The organism is Pseudoflavitalea rhizosphaerae (genome assembly GCF_003991355.1).
GTDB lineage: Bacteria > Bacteroidota > Bacteroidia > Chitinophagales > Chitinophagaceae > Pseudobacter > Pseudobacter rhizosphaerae.
Window position 1 is genome coordinate 197,677 of sequence record NZ_RCSU01000008.1, and the last position, 18,579, is coordinate 216,255.

General features: G+C 48.0%; 19 protein-coding genes. 4 read left to right on the top strand and 15 right to left on the bottom strand.

The window, feature by feature from the left end; genetic code table 11:
- Positions 1-74: 74 nt before the first annotated feature.
- Positions 75-488, bottom strand: a complete 414-nt coding sequence (locus tag D9Y29_RS15385; protein ID WP_127129724.1) for a BrxA/BrxB family bacilliredoxin — start codon at positions 486-488, stop codon at positions 75-77.
- Between the two features lie 56 nt (positions 489-544).
- On the opposite strand from D9Y29_RS15385, the gene D9Y29_RS26555 reads away from it, so the two are divergent.
- The 3 genes from D9Y29_RS26555 (at position 545) to D9Y29_RS15395 (ending at position 2,622) form a co-directional block, all read left to right on the top strand.
- Positions 545-709 (top strand): hypothetical protein, encoded by a 165-nt coding sequence (locus D9Y29_RS26555; RefSeq protein ID WP_164735426.1) that lies wholly within the window; start codon positions 545-547, stop codon positions 707-709.
- A 20-nt stretch (positions 710-729) separates the two neighbouring features.
- Complete coding sequence (locus D9Y29_RS15390; RefSeq protein ID WP_127129726.1) at positions 730-1,149, top strand: Hsp20/alpha crystallin family protein; 420 nt, start codon at positions 730-732, stop codon at positions 1,147-1,149.
- Positions 1,150-1,320: 171 nt separating this feature from the next.
- Positions 1,321-2,622 carry a hypothetical protein gene (locus D9Y29_RS15395; RefSeq protein WP_127129728.1) on the top strand — a complete coding sequence of 434 codons (1,302 nt, stop codon included), beginning with the start codon at positions 1,321-1,323 and terminating at the stop codon, positions 2,620-2,622.
- Between the two features lie 35 nt (positions 2,623-2,657).
- On the opposite strand, the gene D9Y29_RS15400 is transcribed toward D9Y29_RS15395, so the two are convergent.
- A complete protein-coding gene (locus D9Y29_RS15400) occupies positions 2,658-3,113 on the bottom strand; it encodes a nuclear transport factor 2 family protein (RefSeq protein ID WP_127129730.1) in 456 nt (151 codons plus the stop codon).
- A 60-nt stretch (positions 3,114-3,173) separates the two neighbouring features.
- Here D9Y29_RS15400 and D9Y29_RS15405 point away from each other — a divergent pair, with 60 nt between their 5' ends.
- Complete coding sequence (locus D9Y29_RS15405) at positions 3,174-3,659, top strand: hypothetical protein (protein ID WP_127129732.1); 486 nt, start codon at positions 3,174-3,176, stop codon at positions 3,657-3,659.
- Positions 3,660-3,846: 187 nt separating this feature from the next.
- Here D9Y29_RS15405 and D9Y29_RS15410 read toward each other — a convergent pair whose 3' ends face one another.
- The 13 genes from D9Y29_RS15410 to D9Y29_RS15470 form a co-directional block, all read right to left on the bottom strand.
- Entirely contained in the window at positions 3,847-5,241 is a 1,395-nt protein-coding gene (locus D9Y29_RS15410) for a type III PLP-dependent enzyme domain-containing protein (protein ID WP_127129734.1), read from the bottom strand.
- 154 nt (positions 5,242-5,395) lie between these two features.
- Positions 5,396-5,740: a 50S ribosomal protein L20 gene (gene rplT, locus D9Y29_RS15415; protein WP_127129736.1), complete on the bottom strand. Its 345-nt coding sequence runs from the start codon at positions 5,738-5,740 to the stop codon at positions 5,396-5,398.
- A 45-nt stretch (positions 5,741-5,785) separates the two neighbouring features.
- Positions 5,786-5,983 (bottom strand): 50S ribosomal protein L35, encoded by a 198-nt coding sequence (rpmI, locus tag D9Y29_RS15420; protein WP_127129738.1) that lies wholly within the window; start codon positions 5,981-5,983, stop codon positions 5,786-5,788.
- 225 nt (positions 5,984-6,208) lie between these two features.
- On the bottom strand, positions 6,209-6,571 hold the full coding sequence (locus D9Y29_RS15425; protein WP_127129740.1) for a hypothetical protein: 363 nt from the start codon (positions 6,569-6,571) through the stop codon (positions 6,209-6,211).
- 170 nt (positions 6,572-6,741) lie between these two features.
- Entirely contained in the window at positions 6,742-8,205 is a 1,464-nt protein-coding gene (locus D9Y29_RS15430) for a RagB/SusD family nutrient uptake outer membrane protein (protein ID WP_127129742.1), read from the bottom strand.
- 20 nt (positions 8,206-8,225) lie between these two features.
- Positions 8,226-11,468 carry a SusC/RagA family TonB-linked outer membrane protein gene (locus D9Y29_RS15435; protein WP_164735427.1) on the bottom strand — a complete coding sequence of 1,081 codons (3,243 nt, stop codon included), beginning with the start codon at positions 11,466-11,468 and terminating at the stop codon, positions 8,226-8,228.
- Positions 11,469-11,680: 212 nt separating this feature from the next.
- Entirely contained in the window at positions 11,681-12,886 is a 1,206-nt protein-coding gene (locus D9Y29_RS15440) for a FecR family protein (protein ID WP_127129746.1), read from the bottom strand.
- A gap of 85 nt (positions 12,887-12,971) precedes the next feature.
- Positions 12,972-13,553: an RNA polymerase sigma factor gene (locus D9Y29_RS15445; RefSeq protein ID WP_164735428.1), complete on the bottom strand. Its 582-nt coding sequence runs from the start codon at positions 13,551-13,553 to the stop codon at positions 12,972-12,974.
- Positions 13,554-13,662: 109 nt separating this feature from the next.
- Positions 13,663-13,878, bottom strand: a complete 216-nt coding sequence (locus D9Y29_RS15450; RefSeq protein WP_127129750.1) for a hypothetical protein — start codon at positions 13,876-13,878, stop codon at positions 13,663-13,665.
- 295 nt (positions 13,879-14,173) lie between these two features.
- Positions 14,174-14,428 (bottom strand): DUF2071 domain-containing protein, encoded by a 255-nt coding sequence (locus D9Y29_RS15455; protein ID WP_127129752.1) that lies wholly within the window; start codon positions 14,426-14,428, stop codon positions 14,174-14,176.
- Positions 14,379-15,704 carry an NAD(P)/FAD-dependent oxidoreductase gene (locus D9Y29_RS15460; protein WP_127129754.1) on the bottom strand — a complete coding sequence of 442 codons (1,326 nt, stop codon included), beginning with the start codon at positions 15,702-15,704 and terminating at the stop codon, positions 14,379-14,381. Before D9Y29_RS15460 ends, D9Y29_RS15455 begins: the two co-directional genes overlap by 50 nt.
- Positions 15,705-15,979: 275 nt before the next feature.
- Positions 15,980-17,239, bottom strand: coding sequence for a tetratricopeptide repeat protein (locus D9Y29_RS15465; protein ID WP_127129756.1), 1,260 nt, complete (start codon positions 17,237-17,239; stop codon positions 15,980-15,982).
- Positions 17,240-17,241: 2 nt separating this feature from the next.
- Positions 17,242-18,576 (bottom strand): ATP-binding protein, encoded by a 1,335-nt coding sequence (locus D9Y29_RS15470; protein WP_127129758.1) that lies wholly within the window; start codon positions 18,574-18,576, stop codon positions 17,242-17,244.
- Positions 18,577-18,579: the final 3 nt, after the last annotated feature.

The following is an 18,579-nucleotide window of genomic DNA, read 5'->3' on the forward strand; positions in this document are numbered from 1 at the left end:
GATAAGAAAAAAAACCCTCCCATGAATGAGAGGGTGATCACTATGAACAAAGCTGAACTTGTCAGCATAATTCCTTAACAGTATTGATCAAACGCAGCAATCAGGTTGTGCGCGATCATTTGAGCGGGACGGCCTTCTATCTGGTGCCTTTCAATGAAATGTACCAGTTCTCCATTCTTGAACAGCGCAATGGCCGGAGAAGAAGGAGGATAAGGCATCAGGTGCTCACGCAGCTTCTTTACTGCGTCTACATCAAAACCCGCAAAGCTGGTGGTCAGGTGATCGGGTTTTTTGGCTGAATTGGCAACGGCCATCAGTACACCCGGACGGGCTGAACCAGCTGAGCAACCACAAACTGAATTGATCATTACCAGTGTGGTGCCATCTTTCTGCAATTGCACATCTACCTCCTGAGGGGTAAGGAGCTCTGAAAATCCATTCTCAGTCAGCTCTTCTTTCATCGGAATAACTATTTCTGCGGGATACATTTTTGATTTGTTTTATTTCAATACCTAAAACACAAAACTATTGAAAAAGGTTGATTTTGACCCGATGGATTCCTTTTTCGGTCATTGTGGCGGTTGAAAATGGTCGTATCGGCCAAGATGGCGTATTTGTTCTACTTTCTCTGTTGAAGCGGCAGCATTTGGCTCCTGAAATTGCACCGGTATGGCATTTGATCCATGTATTTCGTTCAACAGAAAATTAAAAAACTAAAAGAATACTACTATGACACTTGTAAAATTGAACAACAGACCCGTGGCCAATTCAGTATTTGATGAGTTCTTCAACCATTTCCCTACTCAATGGAAAGAGAATTTTCATTTCCCTCCGGTAAATGTGCTTGAATCGGCAAATGCCTTCGATATAGAGCTCAGTGCTGCCGGCCTGGCCAGGGAAGACTTCAAAATTAATCTCGAAGATGGCCAGCTGACCATTTCTTATGAGAAAAAAGAAGAAAAGAAATCAGAAGACCAGAAAGTGATCAGGAAAGAATTCAGCCAGCGTAGCTTCAAACGCAGCTTCAACCTGGATGAGCGGGTGGATGTTGAAAATATTGTTGCGAAATACGAAAATGGCGTACTGAAATTACACCTGCCCAAGAAAGAAGCAGCAAAACCTGCCACCAAACAGATTAATATTCAGTAATTAAAGATTAAAGAAAAGTTAAAAAGCTTTTTCATACAAGTTGCCCGATCCCAAATGGGCGGGCGACCTAAGCAGTTGGTTTTGGTTAAGTACCCCATCCCGGTGTCTACCGGGATGGGTTTTTTATTGTTTTGTGTTAACTTCGGCCACGATTACAACAACATGACGCACATGGTGAAAAACCGTATCGTACAAAGCCTACTGTTGGTTTGCTTCCTGATTAGTCCTTTCGCACAGCTCTTTGCACAGGAGATCCGTGTTGATACGCTGAAGAAGCCCACAGATACTATTCCATTTCCTGTGGATTCGGTAGAAACAGTTGACGCTGTTCTCCGGATCAAGAACCTGAACCCTTATGTGACCCTCCCGGTTGACTCCACCCTCAATTACAAACTGGAGATCAACAAAGACCAATCGAATTATTACTGGTACCTGCGCAACTCCCCGGTGGGATTACGCATTAACAAAGACAATGGCCAGCTGACCTTCAAAGCGGATAAAAGCTTTTTCCTTTCTGGCCGTCTCAGGTATGATACTGAATACAAGGTATTCCTGGGAGTTCAGAACCTGGATGATCCTACTGACCGGGTAGACACTTTCTTTTCGATCCTCTTTTACAACACTGAGATCATCCCCAGCCGGGTGAAGCCATCCGTCAGCTCAACACTGATAGTGGAGGAAGGCGATACCGTTGCATTCAAGGTACAATGTGAGAACGGCAGCTTCCCTATCGAAAACATCACGTTCTTCTCCAATATGCCTCTCAAGGTACTTTCACAGGTGAAGAAATGTGATGATGACTTTACCTGGGCCATTCCTTTCGATTTTGTGAAAGAATCGGATTCGGGAAAAGTGAGGGTGCTGACCCTGAGTTTTGTAGGCGCCAATAAATTCATGAATAAAGACACGGCCATTGTAAAGCTTATTGTCCGTGATGCGCTGAACTACCCGCTGGCGGTGCAGGATTATGCACTGGCGGTAAGGAATGTGAACACCTATATCCTGCAACTGAAATATTCCTTCCTGCAATTGGATAAGCGCGTGAAAAACGCCAAGAATACCCGGACTGTTTTTGATATCACCAGTTCTACAACAGCGCTTACCGGGAGTATCCTGGCATCATCCAAAGATGATAAAAGCCAGCAGGTTGGTAAAGTGATGCCAAGTGTGGGCGTTTCACTGGTGCCAATCAAAGAAGCGGTGTCCCCCCAAAAAGTTTTCGATCAGAACCAGGCTTCCTTGGTGAGAACGTCTATCAAGCGACTGGAATATATGATCCGAGACAATACCCTTGTGGGTGAGCGTGATCCGGAGATTTCAAAGAAGACGGCTAAACTGAAGGAAGAACTGAAACAGATCCAGATCCAGTTGATCGATATTCCCATCGTGGATACCAATGATATGACGGAGGAAGAACTGAACCAGTATTTCAACAGTCCGAAAGTAAATAAAAAATACAGGCTGAAAAGATAATCAGCCTGCATACAATGATATACTAACAGGGACGGCTATTCGCAGCCGTCCTTTCTTCTTGTATCGATCAGGTATTGAATTTTCCATTCTCCGTTCAGTCGAACGAGCTGGAAAGAGTTTACGCCGCAGTGGCTGAACTGTCCGTTGTAATAGAATTTATAGGGCGTCCATACACTGGCGAGGTTATCATCGATCTTTATCGTTCCGAATTCGATGCGTTCATCCGCGGCGCCTGCCTTTTGTTTGCTGACAAAATCCGAGAAAGCGGATGGCTGCAGATTGCGGATCACAACTTTACCTTCCTTTACCATGATCGTTTGCAACATGGCGCTGTCTGCAAATGCGGCTTTCACTTTTGTACCGTCACCCGCTCTCATTCCATCGAATAAATTATTCACGGTCATTTTTACTGAATCCGCTGTTTTGTTCTGCGCACTTACGTCTGCCAGGTACAACAGCATGATTGTTAACAGTAATACAATTCGATCCATGTTAATGTATTTAAGATTTTCTGGCAAATAGTTGGCTTGATAAATATAAAACCAGCAATTATGAAAGCCCCAGTTTTTACACCAGCGGTGGCCGCTCTTACACTGGCCACCGTGCTCTTCAGTTCCGGTACCACGTACAGCAATACGCGCAGTATTTCTGCTGCTCCGGCCAAAGCCGCCATCAACATTGTGGCAAACAGCCAGGGTGCTTTTGCTGCCGCTGCTGACGATCAGCCTGGCTACAGGAGGTATCCGCTCATTATCGTGAGAACTCCCGGACTCAGCATTACCATTGGCGATAACGGCCGCCGTTGCTACCGCAGCCCGGCAGGTTATTACTATTGGGAAGGCCGGGACGGAAGGTTCTACCTGGATGAAAGGTACATCCGGTATGTGGATTATGATCGCCACGCGTACCGCGACTGGGATTGCCGCGACCGCCATCACTACAAAAAGTACAGGAAGCAGGGCCGCGGACATGGTCATGGAAATGGCCATGGACGAGGGCATGGCAGAGGCCACGACCGTCATTGGGATGATGATTGATCTTAATTTTGCTGTGGCCAGTCGCTCGCCTCTGGCGAGCACCGTGTCGCCGGAGGCGACTAAACAGAAGTCACTCGACTGAATCTCAGCAACTCCCTAACTAAAAAATACAACCGAAAATTCCTGGAAATAAAAAACGGGATAAGTGTAATGCTTATCCCGTTCTCATTTTATTGTTCGAATACTCTTAGTAACCTAGTATCTTCAGCATAGCCTGAGCGCTTTGCTCTTTGGCATGCAGCCAGTCTACGAGCTTTCCATTTTTATCGTATCCCACAATCACGTGCTTGGGCGAAGGGATGAGGCAGTGTTTGATGCCGCCGTATCCGCTGATCTGGTCCTGGTAAGCACCGGTGTGGAAGAAGCCTACCCGCAGTGGTACCGCGCCATTGGTTTTGGGCAGGAACACTTCATTCACGTGCTCTTCTGAATCATAGTAATCATGGCTGTCGCAGGTGATACCGCCGAGCACTACCCGCTGGTATTCCTGGTCCCATTTGTTCACTGGCAGCATCAGGAATTTCTCCCCGATACCCCAGGTATCCGGCAATGTAGTGATGAAAGAAGAATCGATCATATACCAGATCTCGCGATCATTCTGGATCTTCTCTCCTATCACGCTGTAAATATGCGCCATGCTCTCCCCTACGGTATAGCTGCCGAATTCGGTGAAGATATTGGGCATGGGCACATTGTTCTTCTTGCAGGCCTTTTTGATATTGCCTACAATTTCATTGATCATGAACTGGTAGTCGTACTCAAATCCCAGCGAGTGCTTGATAGGGAATCCGCCGCCGATATTGATGGAATCCAGTTCAGGACAGATCTTTTTGAGCTGGCAGTACAGGTTGATCACTTTATTGAGCTCACTCCAGTAATAGATATCGTCCTTGATCCCCTTGTTCAGGAAGATATGGAGCATCTTGAGCTGGAAGCGGTCTTCGTTCCCTTCGATCTTATCTACATAGAACTCCAGTACATCGCGGGCCCTGAAACCGAGGCGGGAAGTGTAGAAAGGGAAAGTAGGTTCTTCTTCAGCCGCGATCCGGATACCGAGCTTGAAAGGTACTTTCACGGACTTCTTGTACTGCTGCAGTTCATCTTTGTTGTCCAGTACCGGGATCACATTCTTGAAGCCGGTATTGAGCAGCTGGGCTATACGCGTGGTATAGGTCTTCTGCTTGTAGCCATTGCAGATGATGAATGTTTCCTTGTTGATCTTTTTGCGGGCGTACAATCTCTTGATGATCTCGATATCGTAGGCATACGATGTTTCGAGATGGATATCATGCTTCAGCGCTTCTTCTACCACAAAGGAGAAATGGGAACTCTTTGTACAATAGCAATAATTGTATTTGCCTTCGTACCGATGCTTTTTCATCGCATTGGCAAACATCTTTTTCGCCTTGTTGATCTGGTTACCAATTTTGGGGAGATAGCTGAGCTTGAGCGGCGTGCCGTATTTTTCGATCAAAGCGTTTAGATCGAGGCCATTGAAATAGAGATTGCCGTCTTTAACATCTATACCTTCCTGGGGCCAGTTGAAAGTCTGCTTTATCAGGTCGGTATAAGAGTTGTTCATGTACTGATTCGGATTGCTGATGGCTATGAGTTTTAGTAGTGAATGAAAAAGCGCATACCAAAAAAGTTACACAAAAGTAAATGTTTGTACGATTTTACAAATAAAAAAAACCGGGCATAAATTACCCGGCTTTGTATTGTTGATCGCTTAACGATTATTTCACGGAAGCGACGATGTTCTTGAAAGTGGCAGGCTCGTTCATAGCCAGATCAGCCAGGATCTTACGATCGAGGGTGATACCTTTCAGGTTCAGTTTGTGGATGAACTCAGAATAGGTCAGTCCTTCTTCCCTTACAGCGGCGTTGATACGGGCGATCCACAGCGCGCGGTATTCTCTCTTCTTCAGTTTACGGCCAACATATTTATACTGGAGGCCTTTTTCCATTACGTTTTTCGCAACGGTATATACATTTTTACGTTTACCGTAGTAACCTTTTGCGGCTTTCAGGATCCGTTTACGGCGAGCCCTGCTTGCTACGGCATTTACTGAACGTGGCATATCTAAATAAGTTTAAAGTTGTGTTTTGAAAATTAAATTCCCGGATTACTTCAGACGCAGCAGACGCTGTACAAAATCTAAGTTGGATTTGTGAACTACGCCGTCTTTACGGAGAGCGCGTTTACGCTTGTTAGATTTTTTTGTCAGAATGTGACGTTTGAAAGACTTCTGATGCGTGATCTTTCCGGTGCCGGTAACTTTAAACCTCTTTTTAGCACTGGAGTTGGTTTTAACCTTTGGCATTGTACTACCTTTTCTTGTGATACCCTGCTGGCGCCCCCGAACAGTCGGAGAACTTTTTGGGCCTTGTGGGCAATGGAGTATGGCAATGGTTAATTGCTCAAATACTCGAAATGGAGCGCAAAGGTAGGAAATTCAGCGAAATAGCGCGCAGGATAGTGGAGAATTTTCATAAATTCCCCGGAATATCATCTCTCCCAGCCTGTTAAGCTGGAAAATCCTGTCTGTTTACAGCGAGAACAGGAGCTGTTCATCCCTGTCTTCCACCTCTATCTGACGGATGAAATTATCATATCCCGCCTGGTCGTCATGATTGGAAAAAGCGCCGTAAGAATCTATCACATATCCCACCGTGCCGTCTTTGGCTTCAATGATGTACAGAATGGAACTATCATCGGGATTGCTCATACCCTCAAACCGATAGGTCTTGAGGATCTTCAGGTCCGCAGGTTGATAAACTTTCTTCCCCTCCTTCCCTGCCGTAAGGCCCTGTGGTGTATAATCAAATGCAATATCCATGTTCCGGTCCCTGCATTTGTTGAGCACTTCCAATAATGTATTCATTTGATCCGGGCGACTACTGGTATTCATAATTGTACTTTTTAATCAGGTTCAAAAAGATCGTGCCAGGGCAGGTTTCTAAAGATACGAAAAAACGGGGTGTGGTCAGTCATTCGCCGGGAGGCGGGCCACCGGGCACATCAAAAGCAAAACCGCACCCGGAGAAGGTGCGGTTTTATCAGGAGAGCCTTAACCATAAATTAATTCCCGTAACCTTCATTCGGTTCAATGTTCGGATTGGCATTGATCTCCGATAAAGGGATGGGCATGATCGTTTTCTGGTTCGGATAGTCGATACTGATAGTAGCATTGCCGGAACGGTATTTGGTGAATGCCAGCTTCCAGCGGGTGAGGTCGTACAAACGATGACCTTCGATGGTTAATTCCCTCCTCCTTTCATTCCTGATCAGGTCTAACAGCGCAGCGCCGGTTTCGGTGGTTGGGGCGGGAGCAACAAATGCCCGTTTCTTGATCACATCGATATCTGCTACCGCGTCCGCTTCCTTGCCAGGCTGCATTGCGCGGGCTTCTGCGCGGTTGAGGTACACTTCCGCCAGCCTCATTAATTTCACGCCTTCCTCGAAAGTGGAAATATTCGTGTACTTATTGATGATCACAGCGGGATTCTCTCCCCCACTCCCTGAACGTTTGCTCTTGATGAGAAAACCTCTTCTGGCATCGGCGGGGTCGTAGGAATTGTAGAGATCGTCAGTTACCAGCAGGTCGCCATAACTACCAGCCTGCAAGGTGAAATTGGCCAGTTGGTCGCTACCCAGGTTATCTGTTGTGAGATAATGTACTTCGAAAATGGTTTCGCTGTTGTTCTGCAGGCTGAAATCGGTCAGCAGTTTGTCGCGGACAAGCAGGCTGTATTTATTGGCGTCGATCACTTCGGTGGCCATTGCCTCTGCGTTGGCCCAGTCTTCCATATAAAGGTAGACCCTGCTCAGGAGCGCCCTGGCGCCATTCAGGGTGATCTTTCCCTTGTTGGAGGCGCTGAACCCTATGGGCGTAGCCGTTAGTAAGGAAGTAGCTTTTACGAGATCGTTCACGATCTGCTGATAGGTCTCTTTTGCCGTATTCCGTTTGGGTGAGATGATACTGCTGTTGTCCGGCGTGGTTTCCGTTACAACCGGCACCCCCAGGTGTGTAGCTCCTGCAGTAAAGTTGTAGGGTTGAGCATACATCCTTGCCAGGTCGAAATAAGCCAGTGCGCGTAGCGCATATGCCTCACCGATAATATGGTTCTTCTCCGGCATTTCGGAAGCTGCCAGTTCAAGGGCCTCTCCCTTTTTGATCAGTATATTGGCATTGGCTACCAGGAGGTACAGTTGGTTCCAGGTAGCGCGGACACGACTGTCGTTACTCGTGATCGCATATTGGTCGTTGGGAAGATAACGACCGGAGTTTTTCTTACTGATGTACGCATTGTCTGCCATCAGGTCTGCATTCACAAACATGGTGCGGCCATAATAATCGGCACTCTTCAATAAAGAGTAGAGGCCGTTTACGGCGCCCCTGGTGGAGGGAAGGTCTATCGCCACCTTATCGATATCTGTAGATTGTTGTGGATTGGTATCCAGGGTCCCTTTCCCGCATGAGCTGAATGTAGCAATGGTTATCAGCATCACTGCAAACCGGACATATATATTGAAACGTTTCATGGTGCTTCATTTTTAGGTTCTCAAAACTTGATATCGAGGCCGATCAGAATGGTTTTGTAAACGGGCGCATTCTGATCTACATAGCCATCGATGCCTACTTCGGGATCGAAAGTTACCCGGTCATCTTTCAACCAGGTGTACAGGTTGTTGGAGCGAACATAGATGCGGGCGCTACCGATATGGAGGTTTTGCATCCACTTTCCGGGAATTTCGTATCCAAGTGAAATATCGCGGAGGCGGATAAAATCGCCATCATACAGGAACCTGGTAGAAGTATGATTGGAGGAACCGCTCTGCGTGCCACGGTAAACCACTTTGGGCTCTTTGCCTTTGTCGCCTGCTTTCTGCCACCTGTTTTCATAATAGTAGCGGGTCATCGTACTGGTTGGATTGAAACCTGCGGCTCCGTCGGTGAAGGAGTATCCGCCCCAGTTGTCGTAGAGCTTATTGCCGAAGCTGCCATAAAGCTGGAAGCTGAGGCTGACACCCTTATAGGTAAGGGTATTGGTCATACCTGAATACCATTTTGGTAATGCAGATCCCTGATCGAATCGATTCGCCTTACCATATACGTTAGTAGTAGTTTCTTTGCTGTTATCTGTATACCAAAGTGATTCACCGGTGTTCTCATCGGCGCCTGCAAAACCAACCAGGTAGAACTGGTAGAAGTCGCCGCCTTCATAACGATTGAATGTACCAACGATGGGGCTCGACAGTTTGGTGATCTTGTTCCTCAGCGTTGCAAACATGAATCGGGTATTCCAGGAAAATCCGCCTTCGGACTTCGACTGGATATTGGTAGTGTTCAATTCCAGTTCGATACCGCTGTTCTGCATGGAACCGATATTCTGGAAAACACTGGTAACGCCATTGGTGGCGGAGACGGGTCTTTCCAGCAGGAGCCCGGAAGTAGTTCTGACATAATATTCCAGCGAGCCCTGGAGACGGTTATTAAGCAAACCAAAGTCCAGGCCCAGGTTGAAAGGTTTGTTTTTTTCCCAGGTCAGCTGATTGTTCCCATATTGTGATAATACGAAACCGGGATTGTTATCATAGCTGGCCGTATTGCTGTACAATCCCCTGGATTCAAAGTCGCCGATGCCCTGGTTGCCGTTACTGCCATAAGTGGCGCGGAGTCGAAGGTCGGAGAAAATCCGCTGCCCTGCCATGAAAGGCTCACTATTGATATTCCAGCTGGCGCCAACGGACCAGAAATTCCCGAATCTTTTGTCGGCGCCGAAACGGGAAGAACCATCCCTCCTGAAAGAGGCTGATAAATAATATTTGCCATCGAAATTGTAGGCAACATTACTGAACATGCCAAGCAATGAACTTTCTGTTGCATTATTGCCGCCATCATCGAGGATGGAAGCATTGTCGAGAGTAAATGTATTGGGAATGAAATTCCGTTTGGTAAGACTGAGATTGGAAGATTGCACTTTCTGACCTTCATATCCAACGAAGGCTTCGAGCCCATGCACACCAAAGTCTTTTTTATACCGGAAGATATTGGTGCTGACGAGGTTCATCACCCTTCCTGTTTCGAAATCCGCAATACCACCATTGTTGCGTGCAGTACCGATGCCGGCCTTTGCGTAATCAAGGTTTTCCAGGTACTGGAAGTCCACGCTGTTCTGGGTTTCGAAGGTAAGTCCATCGATGATCATCAGTTTGGCGCCGATGTTTCCGATGAAATTATAACGGTCCTGGGTAAACCTGTTTTCCTTCACCACGGCAATGGGGTTGTAATTATTGGCATAGCTGAGGTCGTATGTACCATCATCTTTATAAGCGCGCAGCCAGGGTTGGTAACGTTTATAAGCGCGTACCGGGTTGGCGAAAATACCGGCGTCTTTCACGATATTGGATTTGGTGGCGCTGGCCAGCAGTCCCAGTGAGAAAGAAAGCCTTTTCGATGCTTCGTTGCTGAGGTTGAGTTTGGCGGTATATCTTTTGAAATCGCTTCCCAGCGTGGGTGCTTTTGCATTGTAATAGCCTGCTGATGCAAAGAATTTTGTTTTATCATTTCCACCGCTGGCGGAAAGATCAAACTGCTGGTATGCTCCATTTCTGATCAGTGCATCGAACCAGTCCGTATTTACAGTTGAGTCAACTCCGTTCGATTGCATTTCGGCTACGAATGCATTGGGGTTTTTGCCGGCATTGGCCCAACCTTCGCGCAGCAATTCCAGCATCTCCCTGGTATTGAGTGGGTCTGAACCCTGTACATTGGTGATCGTATTGGCTCCGGTTTGCACGGAAGCGCTGAACCTGGTTTTTCCGGCGGCTCCTTTTTTAGTGGTGATGATGATTACCCCGTTGGCGGCACGGGAACCATACAGTGTAGCGGCAGAAGCATCTTTCAGAACGGAGATGCTGGCTACATCCGAAGCGTTGATGCCATTGAGATCGGATGCTACCAGGGGCACCCCGTCAACAACATATAAAGGTACATTGCTGCCATTGATGGAGCCGATGCCACGGATGCGCACGTTGCCGGAATATCCCGGTTGTCCGGAACCGGTAGAGACAATTACACCACTCACATTTCCCTGGAGGTTATCCTGCACGGAAGCGCGTGGTGAATGTTCCAGTTGTTTGGCGCTCATGGAGCTGATAGAACCGGTGAATGTTCCCTGTTTGCCGCTTCCATAAGCGGTTACTACAATTTCATCGAGCCGGGAAGCGCTTTTGGATATCGACAGCGAAAGATTCAGGCTTTCATTTCTTACCCTGATCTTCTGCGTTAGTTTGGAAAATCCCACGGAAGTGACAACGAGCTCGTATTCTCCCGGGTCCACATCGTTCAATACGAATTCTCCTGCGGCATTGGTGCTGGTGCCGTACCTGGTTCCTGTAAGCACTACCGAGGCGCCGCTAACCGGGGCATTATCGCCATCCACTACTTTTCCACGAACAGTATGTTTGGCAAATAGCACGGGTAACAGGCTTTGCTCCCGGACAGGTTCATTCAGCCTTCTTACGATGATGGTTTTGTTAACGATGGTGAATGTGAGTGGCTGTTCTTTGAAAGCCGCTCTCAGCGCTTCTTCCAGGGGTACTTCCTTTACCATAACATCAGTATTCCTGGCATCCCTGATCAATTCGTCAGTGTACAAAAAAAGATACCCGCTCTGTTTCCTGATCTCTTTGAAGATTTTCTGAAGCGGGGCGTTTTTCTCATGCAGCGTGATCTTCTGAGCGTACCCTTTTGCGCTCACCTGCAAACAGCCAACTAACAGCAGTATTGCAATCAATTTCATAATCCGCAAAGTTTTGGCTACTGGTGAAAGGCCGGGTAATGGACGGCCTTTACCGCGAAGGTTTAAATACATACATTTGTGTAGTTTAGGTTAAACAATAAGCAGTCCCGGTATTCCGGGAAAATGGATTAACCTTTACATTCGCCGGGGTCAGACCGCCATCTGAAACCGGCTTTTTTGTTAGTCCATTTTTATATGTCGGTCAAGTATTCTTATGGTAAAATCCGAACAGTCCTCCCATCTGTTTTGTATTTGAATTCCCCTGTCAGGCTTAACATATGCAGTACTTCATCCAGCGAGGCATTGCGGGGAATCATGCCTCTGAAATGCCTGCCCACTTTTCCATTTATATCGATGTTCACATCATACCAGCGGCTCACCTGCCTCATTACTTCCGCACCCGGAGTTCCATCAAAATGAAAATAACCGTTCTTCCAGGCTGTAACGGATTCCACGTCCACTTTTCTAATATTCATCTTAGCGTCTTCCTGTATCCATTGCGCCTGCTCACCGGGTTTAAGCACAGCTATATCCCGGGCAGCGCCAGCAGTGCTCACCCGAACACTTCCTTCCACCAGTGTGGTGCGGGTTACGGGCTCATCGTCATAACTGTTCACATTGAAATGAGTACCCAGCACTTCTACCCCCATTTTACCTGTCTGCACAACAAATGGTCTGGCTGTATTTTTTTCCACTTCAAAGTAAGCTTCGCCGGTAACAGACACCGTTCTTGTTTTACCAGTGAAGGCTGTTGGATAACGTATGCTGGAAGCGGCATTCAGCCATACACGGCTGCCATCCGGCAGTTTGATGCGATACTGTCCGCCGTATGGCGTGGAAAGTGTGTTGTATTGCACTTCTCCGGTTTGCGACTGTGCGCCGGCTTCGTAACTGAGCTCACCTGCACCTTGCTTCAATACTTTGGTATGGCCTTGTGTGGCGATGGTGCCATCACCGGCGGAATCCAGAGCAACGATGCTGCCATCGGCCAGGACCAGCATGGCTTTGTTGGTGCCGGGAACAGGATGGACCGTGTCTTTGAAGACTTCCGCCTGCTGTGGACCATTTACAACATAATTCTCTTTGTCCCAGAACCAGATATTCAGGCTTACCACTGCCAGGGAAACGGCAATGCCCACCAGCCATTTATAGGATGGCGGCCTTCGGTTCAGTTTCACTACACGCGCGGGTCCCCCGTGTGCCGCCTTTTGCATGATATTACTGAACAAGGCGTCGGCGCTGAGCTGGTCCAGTTTTCTGTCTGGTGCATATTCCTGTAATTTTTCTTCCAGTAATTGGTGCAGGGTTTGGTCCTGCCGGCCCTGCGCCACCAGTTCAAGAAATTCCCTTCTCTCCTCTTCCGTACAACCGGCATCGAAATATTTCCTGAAAAGCCAATCGATCCTGTTTGTGTCCATTTTTTCTATTTATTAAGAATATAGGGTGGTATCCTGTAAACAGACAAACAGGAAGAAACAAAGGGGTAGCCTTCAGAAAAATAAATTACAGGAAAAAGAGAAAGAATTCCGGAAGCAGGTTGCCGCTTCGGCTAAGGTGTTTTTTGATGGACCTGATGGCGGCCATGATATGTTTTTTCACGGTCTCCTGTGAAATATCAAGTGTGTTTGCGATTTCATCATGCTTCATACCTGCATCCCTGCTCAGCAGGTAGCAGCGCTGTTGTTGCGGCGGAAGCTGAGCAATGGCCTGCTGCAACTGCTTTTCAAGTTCCCTGTATTGAATGGCTTCTTCGATAGGTTGAAGAGAGTGCGACAGTTTAGAACCGATCTGGCGCAGTAATGCTTCTTCATGCGCTTTTCTTTTTAGGCCATTGAGCACATGGTTACGTGTGAGGCGAAGCATCCAGGCGCGGATGCTCGCAATCTGGTCCAGGGTTGAACGGGTGGTCCAGATTTTTACGAAGATGTCCTGCACCACGTCTTTGGCAATGATATCCGATTGGGTAAGATGAAAAGAAAAGGAATAGATGAGGTCCCGGTATTGGTCAAATAGTTGCCGGAAGGCGGTTTCATCGCCTTTTGCAATGCGCAGCAGCAGTTGGTTATCCTGGTTATAGGTACTCAATATTCAAATCCGTGGGTCAGACGGAGCGATAAAAATAGGGAAAAGAAACTATCCCGTCACATCCTGGCAGCAAATGCGCGGGGATGATCATACATAATAGCGCTATAGATCATTGGTTTCGGTATTCCTGGGGAGTGTCTAAAATCATCGCGCTGTCTGATTGTCCTGGTCCTCTTTGCAAAGGTCCGCCAGGCGGTTGCGGAGGTTCAATAAAAAACAAAACAGCAATGGCTGCGGCAAAGAAAATGCTTAGTGCAATTGTGATGGGGATCCAGTCCGTAGGTTTACCCGGTGGCCTTTTTGAAAAGTCTACAATTTCCTGCATAAGAAATCATTTACTGGTGAAGTGATTTCATGGGAGGTAAAAGCTTTTCGTGATGGCAGGATATGAGATGAATAGGACTGAATGCAGAGACTAACCAAATATAAGGAATTGCGGAGAATTGAGCAATGGCATTAGTTCGGGGTGTTGGAGGTGACTAAAAAGGGCGGAGAGTTGGCAGTCGCTCGCCTCTGGCGAGTGACTGCTGTTTCGTCGCCTCCGGCGACGCGATGTTCGCCGGAGGCGAACAAATACAGGTCACTCGCCAGAGGCGAGCGACTGCCAACAGCGTAATTATTTATACAAGCCGTTTCGGGTAAACCTCAACGTTGGAGCCCCGGGCGAAAAATACGGAAACCGGCCCCTGGTGGTTAAGTGTACCCATCACACTGGTATTGCGGAACATGAAGCCTACAAGGCTCAGGTAGTGGATACCATTGAACGTATCCGGCTCCACGCCAAAAGGCAGATAAGGTTTCAGTATTGCCGGATCAACACTGTAATTAATTAGCGCTAAATTCCTCCAGGCGGCGGTTAGGAATGGCTTTGACATGGGCTGTCCTTTTCGGTGGTTTGGTATTATTGAATAAGAGTCTCAGGCTTTGGTCGTAAGTGAAGTAACTATACAACCAGTTCAAAAATACGAACAACCTGTTCTTCACACCCAGGATCAGCATCAGGTGCAATCCCATCCAAACCATCCAGGCAGGAAATCCCTTCATGTGCAGTTTGGGACGGGGAATATCCACCACCGCCAGGTTACGGCCAACAGTTGCCATGGAGCCTTTATCGTAATAACTGAAGCTTTTGATATGTTTTGCGCTGCTCTTGCTTTCTATGCGAATCAGGTTGGCTGCCAATTGATCGGCTTGCTGAATAGCCACTGCGGCCACTTGAGGATGACCGTTAGGATACCCGGGCAGTTCCATGCTGGCGATATCGCCGATCGCATATACGTTAGCGGTATCCAGCACTTTGTTGAAACTGTCCACTTTCACCCTGTTACCTCTCGCGATCAGCTCAGGCCTGATACCGGCAGGCAGGTTACCCTTGATACCAGCGGCCCAGATCACCAGTTTGGAACGGATCACGGAACCATTTTTCAACAGCACGGTTTCTCCGTCATAATCCTGAACGGCTGTGCCGGTCATAACGGTAACGCCCAGCTTTTCCAGGTATTTGCGTGAATCATCGGATGATCTCTCACTCATGGCAGCCAGCGTACGGGGAGAGCCTTCCAGGAGATAGATCTTCATGTTGGTGAAGTCGATCTCCGGAAAATCCCTGGGCAACACATACCTTTTCAATTCAGCCAGTGCGCCGCTGAGCTCCACTCCTGTTGGGCCACCACCTACTACAACCAGGGTGAGCAACTGCTCCATCTCCTCAGGTGTAGTAGCCTGCAGGGCATCTTCAAAATGCTGGATCAGGGTATGACGCAGCTGAAGCGCTTCGATAGTGCTTTTCATCGGGAATGCATGTTCTTCCAGGGCTTTGTTGCCGAAGAAATTAGTACCCGCGCCGGTGGCCAGCACCAGTACATCATATTCCATATCTCCGATAGAAGTGCGGACCAGGTTCTGACCGGACACTACTTCCTTGAGTTCACCCAAACGGATGCGTACATTCTTTGATTTGTGGAATACTTTACGAAGGGGGAAAGAAATATTACTGGCATCGAGCCCTGCGGTAGCTACCTGGTAGAACAAAGGCTGAAACTGGTGATAATTGAATCTGTCTAACAGGGTTACTTCAAATCCGGGCTTGTTGTTCAGTTTCCGGGCTAACCGGAGGCCGCCGAAGCCACCTCCTACTATCACAACTTTCATAAGGGATGCTTTAAATGCGGTGTAAAGTTACATATTTTTCAATATATTTTGAAAGTTGGAAAGTATTTGGATGTTTTTTATCATTTGTTTAACCAGGAAGATGCAGGGTGCTGCAGTCGCTCGCCTCTGGCGAGTGACCTGTATTGGTTCGCCTCCGGCGAACACTGCGTCGCCGGAGGCGACAAAATAGAAGTCACTCGCCGGAGGCGAGCGACTGGCCACATGCTGTAATTCCGGGCCACATGCTGTAATTCCGGGCTACATACTGTAATTATTTATCTGCGGGTAAACGCCGCTACCCAGGTAAATGCGATCACCGCAATAACATATACCCAGAACAGGTTCATGGTGATAAGACCGGTAATAGTCAGCCCGATAAAAAACAGTCCTGCCAGGATCAGCCCCATCGCATATAGTTGCCCGATAGTATTGTTGCGGAGGCGTAACGGAAGTTCGAGAACGCTCAATGGCAATGCCAGCGTAAGCGCAATCACACCTGCAATGAAATACACGGATTCATCACTGGTCTGTGTAGCCAGGTGGTAGATCAGAAGCCCGATCCCAGACAACAAAGCTGAAGTGGTGAGCACTGCTCCCCATTTTTCACTGCCGGTGAGCGCATGCTTTCCGTCTTTATGGAAAAATAGAAAAATATTCGCCAGTGGATTGATGAACCAGGAAGCCAGCGCAACCAGGATGTACAGGCCCACGATGATCTTCCCAAAAGTTGCGATAGCCGGCGAAGCATGTGTAGACAGCATATCAATGGCCCTTATGCCCAGGTAGATGCCAATAGGGATGGCCCATTTGGCGTGCCTGCTCTTGTTGTTGATCCAGAAACTGTATTGAAGCAACCATTTATAAGGAGGGATATTCGCTTTGAGGGATTGTTTCAACCCCGCCCTGGCAGCTTCTGCATTGGGATTGAGACGAAGTGCTTCGCGGAAATGCACGGTCGCTTCTTTTTGTTTTCCTTTTTCCAGCAGGTTCCAGCCTACGGTGATATGCGTGTAATAATTCTCCGGGTCCTGGTCCAGTACGGTCCGCATCGTATCGATGCTTTCATCGGTGCGGTCCAGTTTATTGAGTGCTGTGGCGCGTGCATTCAGACAGCTGATATTTTCGGGATCGATGCTCAGTCCATCATTCGCTTTTTCCAGTGCATCGGTGAACATATTCTTCTCCAGAAACAGCAATGCCCAGAGTCCGAAGTAATCGGGCTGGTACGGATGCAGCTCGATGGCCTTGCGGATATTCAATTGTGCATAAGCGTTATTGTCAACACTGTAATATCCGAATGCCAGCAGGTAATAGTAATAGCTTTCGGTGGGCTCCAGGCTGATGGCGCGCTGAGCCAGTTCCATTCCCTCCTTATATTTTTTCTGATCAAACCGGGCGCGGGCCATGAGTGAAAGGGCATGATCATTATTGGGATCGGCCTGCAGAACTTCACTGAGCTGCCTGATGGCGTCTTCCGATCTTCCCTGTGAGAGCAGCAGATGGGCTCTTTGTATCAAAACGATAGTGTCCGCCATGCTTACTTTTTGATCTTGAGAAATTTCAGGATATCATCATAGAGGCCGGACTCGTTCGCATAGAGTGCGTAATTGCGTGCAGACGCAAACCATTCCAGGGTTGTGGCGCGATGTGTTTTCACCCCTTTCAGCAGATCTTTGGTGCCGATAGGCTGTAATACGCCACTGCTGAGGGATTCACGGAGTTTATCTTCAATGGCGATATCGATCACGGCCTGCAGGTCAGCGCCGGAATAATCGTTCGTTTCCTTCGCTATCTTCTTCACATCCACCTCCTGCACTGGTTTGTTCTGTAACATACTTTCCAGGATCTCTTCCCGCGCTTTTTCATCCGGTGGCTCCACAAAGATCACGCGGTCGAAGCGGCCGGGGCGGCGGAAGGCCGGGTCCACGCTCCAGGGAGCATTGGTGGCGGCCAGGATCAGTACACCTTCATTGCTGCTGTTCACGCCATCCATTTCCGAAAGGAACTGGTTGATCACATGACGCATGGCGGACTGCTTCATATCATTGCGGCTGGCGCCCATGGCATCCACTTCGTCGAAGAATAGCACACAGGGCGCATTCTTGCGGGCCAGTTCAAAAATGGCGTGCAGGTTCTTTTCACTGTTACCGATCCACATGTCGAGAATATCATGCAAACCAATGCTTATGAATTTCGCATCTATCTCCCCCGCCGTGGCTTTGGCAATGAAGGTTTTGCCGCAACCGGGAGGACCATACAATAAGATCCCGCCACCTGTTTTCTTGCCGAATGCCTTGTAGAGCTCCGGGTTCTTCAGAGGCTGGATGATCTTGATGGCGATCTCGTCCTTGATGCGCTTCATTCCGCCTACATCGGAGAATTTTACATCGGGTTTCTGCAGGAAGTATTTACTGTCTGAACCGGTTCGTGCATAATCTTCCTCCTCTTCTTCTTCGAAATCGGAATTACTACCGTGGCCGGACATACGCAGCATCTGATCGATCTCCTCATCCCTGAATTCAGGATGCAGGGCAATCACTTTCTGGTATACTTCCACTGCCTGTGCGCGGGAGTTTTCTTTCAAAAGGCATTTCACGTAGAGCACCATGGCGGGAACAGGCATACTATCCTGTATCTCTTCATAGATGATGAGCGCTGTTGAATATTTGTGCTGATGGAAGGAAGCCTCGGCCAGGCCGAGCTTCGCTTTGAGATTTCCGTAACTTCTTGCCAGCACTTCGCTGAACTGGGAAGATGCCTCTGCATACATTTTTGCTTTCAGCATCACTTCCGCCAGGTGAAGACGCAGGGGTACATTCTCAGGAGATAATTCTACTGCTTCTTTTAACTGTCTGATGGTTTCGTTGTCCATGAG

Bases quoted from the DNA above. Each gene is read 5' to 3' on its own strand.
- D9Y29_RS15385 (WP_127129724.1), bottom strand. From the start codon at position 488: ATGTATCCCGCAGAAATAGTTATTCCGATGAAAGAAGAGCTGACTGAG.
- D9Y29_RS15390 (WP_127129726.1), top strand. From the start codon at position 730: ATGACACTTGTAAAATTGAACAACAGACCCGTGGCCAATTCAGTATTT.
- D9Y29_RS15395 (WP_127129728.1), top strand. From the start codon at position 1,321: ATGGTGAAAAACCGTATCGTACAAAGCCTACTGTTGGTTTGCTTCCTG.
- D9Y29_RS15400 (WP_127129730.1), bottom strand. From the start codon at position 3,113: ATGGATCGAATTGTATTACTGTTAACAATCATGCTGTTGTACCTGGCA.
- D9Y29_RS15405 (WP_127129732.1), top strand. From the start codon at position 3,174: ATGAAAGCCCCAGTTTTTACACCAGCGGTGGCCGCTCTTACACTGGCC.
- D9Y29_RS15410 (WP_127129734.1), bottom strand. From the start codon at position 5,241: ATGAACAACTCTTATACCGACCTGATAAAGCAGACTTTCAACTGGCCC.
- rplT (WP_127129736.1), bottom strand. From the start codon at position 5,740: ATGCCACGTTCAGTAAATGCCGTAGCAAGCAGGGCTCGCCGTAAACGG.
- rpmI (WP_127129738.1), bottom strand. From the start codon at position 5,983: ATGCCAAAGGTTAAAACCAACTCCAGTGCTAAAAAGAGGTTTAAAGTT.
- D9Y29_RS15425 (WP_127129740.1), bottom strand. From the start codon at position 6,571: ATGAATACCAGTAGTCGCCCGGATCAAATGAATACATTATTGGAAGTG.
- D9Y29_RS15430 (WP_127129742.1), bottom strand. From the start codon at position 8,205: ATGAAACGTTTCAATATATATGTCCGGTTTGCAGTGATGCTGATAACC.
- D9Y29_RS15435 (WP_164735427.1), bottom strand. From the start codon at position 11,468: ATGAAATTGATTGCAATACTGCTGTTAGTTGGCTGTTTGCAGGTGAGC.
- D9Y29_RS15440 (WP_127129746.1), bottom strand. From the start codon at position 12,886: ATGGACACAAACAGGATCGATTGGCTTTTCAGGAAATATTTCGATGCC.
- D9Y29_RS15450 (WP_127129750.1), bottom strand. From the start codon at position 13,878: ATGCAGGAAATTGTAGACTTTTCAAAAAGGCCACCGGGTAAACCTACG.
- D9Y29_RS15455 (WP_127129752.1), bottom strand. From the start codon at position 14,428: ATGTCAAAGCCATTCCTAACCGCCGCCTGGAGGAATTTAGCGCTAATT.
- D9Y29_RS15460 (WP_127129754.1), bottom strand. From the start codon at position 15,704: ATGAAAGTTGTGATAGTAGGAGGTGGCTTCGGCGGCCTCCGGTTAGCC.
- D9Y29_RS15465 (WP_127129756.1), bottom strand. From the start codon at position 17,239: ATGGCGGACACTATCGTTTTGATACAAAGAGCCCATCTGCTGCTCTCA.
- D9Y29_RS15470 (WP_127129758.1), bottom strand. From the start codon at position 18,576: ATGGACAACGAAACCATCAGACAGTTAAAAGAAGCAGTAGAATTATCT.